At 68.7% G+C, this 3772-nt stretch carries 3 protein-coding genes; all 3 read left to right on the forward strand.

Annotation, left to right across the window (positions count from 1 at the left end; genetic code table 11):
- Window positions 1–129: 129 nt before the first annotated feature.
- Window positions 130–1215: a PDZ domain-containing protein gene (locus tag JWQ91_RS07630; RefSeq protein ID WP_297782263.1), complete on the forward strand. Its 1086-nt coding sequence runs from the start codon at window positions 130–132 to the stop codon at window positions 1213–1215.
- Window positions 1206–1712 carry a PPA1309 family protein gene (locus JWQ91_RS07635; protein WP_297782264.1) on the forward strand — a complete coding sequence of 169 codons (507 nt, stop codon included), beginning with the start codon at window positions 1206–1208 and terminating at the stop codon, window positions 1710–1712. Before JWQ91_RS07630 ends, JWQ91_RS07635 begins: the two co-directional genes overlap by 10 nt.
- A gap of 30 nt (window positions 1713–1742) precedes the next feature.
- On the forward strand, window positions 1743–3772 hold a 2030-nt coding region (locus tag JWQ91_RS07640; protein ID WP_297782265.1), incomplete at its 3' end, for a UPF0182 family protein.

The raw sequence follows: 3772 nt of genomic DNA on the forward strand, positions 1-3772 counted from the left end.
TTCGAGGCCTGCCGGCGGCTGATCGACGAGCTCAAGACCGACGTGCCGGTGTGGAAGCACCAGACCTTCACCTCCGGCGACGCCGAGTGGGTCGATCACGCCTAGGGGGCTGCGACTAGGCTTCACCCTGTGTCGGACCCGTCCCAGCTCAGCCGTCGTTACACGACGATGGTGGTGGCGACGATCTCGCTGATCGTCCTGACCTGCGCGGCGTTCCTCATCCCCGTGCCCTACGTGACGGAGAAGCCGGGCCCGGTGTTCAACACCCTCGGGCGCTTTCCGCCCACGGACGACTCGAGCCCCAAGATGTTCACGTTCGGCAAGGACGTCAAGACGTACCCCACGTCCGGGACGCTCGACTTCACGACGGTCTCGGTGACGCCGGCCGACGGCAAGGTGTCGCTGGTCGGAGCGTTGCGGGCGTACTTCGACAGTGACGTCTCGGTCGTCCCCAAGGCGCTGGTCTATCCCGACGACGAGACCAAGGAGGAGTCGAGCGCGCAGTCCGCCGCGCAGCTCGACAGCTCCAAGGACAACTCGCGGGTCGCGGCGCTGCGCGCCGCCGGCTACACCGTGACGGGACGTCCCGTCGTGGCCGGGGTCGTCAAGGGCGGCGCGGCCGAGGGGTCGCTCAAGTCCGGCGACATCGTCACGGACGTCGACGGCGCCAAGGTCTCCGAGCCCGACCAGGTCGTCGCCGCGGTCGGCAAGCGCAAGCCGGGTGAGGACGTACGTCTGACGGTCGAGCGCAAGGGTGCGCCGCGCGACGTCACGATCACGACGAAGGCCGACCCCAAGGACAAGAGCATCCCGCGGATCGGCATCTCGATCGGCACCAAGTTCACCTATCCCATCAAGATCGACAACAACGTCGGCCGCCAGATCGGGGGGCCCAGCGCCGGGACGATGTTCGCCCTCGCGATCTACGACAAGCTGACCCCGGGCGAGCTGACCGGCGGGCGCAAGATCGCCGGCACCGGCACGATCGATGCGGACGGGCTCGTCGGGTCGATCGGCGGCATCCGGCAGAAGATGGCCGGCGCCGCCCGCGACGGCGTCGACATCTTCCTCGTCCCGGCCGCCAACTGCGCCGAGGCCACCGACGGCGACGACGACGGGCTGACGCTCGTCAAGATCACGAAGCTCAAGGACGCCATCTCCTCGCTCGAGGCGCTGGCCAAGGACCCGAAAGCCACGGTGCCGGCATGCAGCTGATGCCCGACTCGCCCCTGCGACAGGCGGCCCTCGAGGTCGAGGCCCACGTCGGCGCCCAGGGCTGGGACCAGGCCCCGCGTCTGTTCGCGCTGGTGCCGACGGCCGATCTCCTGGCCCGCCAGCCCGAGCTGGCCGACCAGCTGTCGGCCGATCCGGACAGCATCACGCCGGTCGAGCAGGAGCTGAGTGGTGATCGCGAGCTCGAGGACCTGCTGACCGAGATCGAGTGGCCCGAGGCCGTGATGGGCTGCGCCGCCGTGGTCGAGCGCATCATGCTGCCGCCCGAGGCCGAGGACGCGCTGCCCGAGGACCCCGACGAGCTGCTGGCCGCGGCCGCCGCGCACCCCGACCGCCGCGAGGTGCGCCTCGTGGCCGCCGTGACGCGGGACGGGGCGACCCACAGCGCCGTCCGCGCCCGCGACTCCGACGCCGCGCTGCTCGAGGGCCCCGACCTCGTCCCCGGCTTGATCGAGCACCTGCGCCGCACCCTGACATAGAGTTTTTGTGACCCCCCTAACAGGAGACCCGTGAGCGACATCTTCGGAACACCCCGACCACGCCAGCCACAGGCGGCGCCCGGCCGGCGTCAGCGGGTCCTCGTCCCGACCCTCATCACGCTGGCCGTGCTGCTGTTCCTCGGGTCGATCTTCACGAGCGTGTGGACCGATCGTCTGTGGTTCCAGTCCGTGGGCTACGGCAAGGTGTTCCGCAGCATCTTGTTCGCGCGGATCGCGCTGTTCGTCAGCATGGGCCTGGTCTTCGGCCTGTTCGTGCTGGGCAACCTCTATCTCGCCTATCGCACCCGGCCCGACACCGTGCCGCTGCGCCGGGACGACCCGGCCTACCGCTACCGGCTGGCCTTGACACCGATCCTGCGACCGTTGGCGATCGGCCTGTTCGTCGTGCTGACGGCGTTCTCCGGCTCGGTCGGCGCAAGCCACTGGGACACCTACAAGATGTGGCGGCACGGCTCGTCGTTCGGGGTCAAGGACGCGCAGTTCGGCAAGGACGTCGGCTTCTACGTCTTCGACTACCCGTGGTGGCGGTTCCTGACCTCGTTCTCGTTCGCGATGATCGTCGTCACGATCGTGGTCGTGCTGTTCCTCAACTACGTCTACGGCGGCATCCGCATCGTCGGCCGCGGCCCCAAGCTGACCCGCGCCGCGCAGGTGCACCTGTCGGTGCTGGTCGGCGTCGCGGTGCTGACCCGCGCGGTCTCGTACTACCTCGACCGGTTCGGGATGGCGATCGGCTCCTCGAAGCTGTTCGACGGCCCCGGCTACACCGACGTCAACGCGCGCATCCCCAGCAAGAACATCCTGATCGGCGTCGCGATCGTCTGCGCGATCCTGTTCTTCACCGCGATCTTCATCCGCTCGTGGGTCCTGCCGGGCATCGGCCTGGGCCTGCTGGCGCTGACCTCGATCCTGATCGGCGCGATCTGGCCGGCCATCATGCAGGGCTTCCAGGTCAAGCCGTCCGAGCCGGACAAGGAAGGCCCCTACATCGCCCGCAACATCGAGGCGACCCGGCAGGCGTACGACGTCGCGGACACCGAGGTCGAGTCCTACTCGGCCAAGACCGCGCTGACCCCCACGGCGCTCGCCTCCTCGGCGGAGTCGCGGGTCAGCACCCGGCTGCTCGACCCGACCCTGATCTCGGACGCGTTCGAGCAGCTGCAGCAGGTGCGCGGCTACTACACCGTCCCGACGACGCTCGACGTCGACCGCTACAAGATCGGTGACGACACGCAGCCGCAGGACACCATCGTGGCGGCACGCGAGCTCAACCTCTCGGGCCTGCAGGACAGCCAGCGCAACTGGGCCAACGACCACACGGTCTACACCCACGGCTACGGCATCATCGCCGCGGCGGGCAACGAGCGCGGCCCCAACGGCGAGCCGGTCTTCACCGCCAAGGACATCCCGCCCGTCGGCGAGATCAAGACCACGACCCCGCCGCGGATCTACTTCGGCGAGAAGTCGCCGTCGTACTCGATCGTCGGTCGGCCCAAGGGCTCCCCGGCGATCGAGGTCGACACCCCGCGCGGCGGCTCGTCGTCCTCGGACGACACCGGCAAGGCCAACGCGACCCAGAACACGTACGACGGCAAGGGCGGCGTCCCGATCGGCAACATGTTCAACAAGGTGCTGTACGCGTTCAAGTTCGCCGAGCCCAACATCGTGCTGTCCAGCCGGGTCAACTCCGAGTCCAAGATCCTGTACGACCGGGAGCCGCGTAACCGGGTCAAGAAGGTCGCCCCGTGGCTGACGGTGGACGGCGACTCGTACCCCGCGGTCGTCAACGGCCGGGTCGTCTGGATCGTCGACGCCTACACGACCAGCAACTCCTATCCGTACTCCGAGCACCGCTCGCTGCGGGAGGCCACCGCTGACACGCTGACCGACGGCAACTCGCAGGTCGCGCTGCCGACCGACCAGGTCAACTACCTGCGCAACTCGGTCAAGGCCGTCGTCGACGCGTACGACGGCACGGTCAAGCTCTACCAGTGGGACACCCAGGACCCGGTCCTCAAGACGTGGATGAAGGTCTTCCC

The organism is Aeromicrobium sp., assembly GCF_025965075.1.
GTDB lineage: Bacteria > Actinomycetota > Actinomycetes > Propionibacteriales > Nocardioidaceae > Aeromicrobium.

What these genes read in the sequence shown, in the direction of transcription:
- JWQ91_RS07635 (WP_297782264.1), top strand. Translation starts at nt 1,206, where the DNA reads ATGCAGCTGATGCCCGACTCGCCCCTGCGACAGGCGGCCCTCGAGGTC.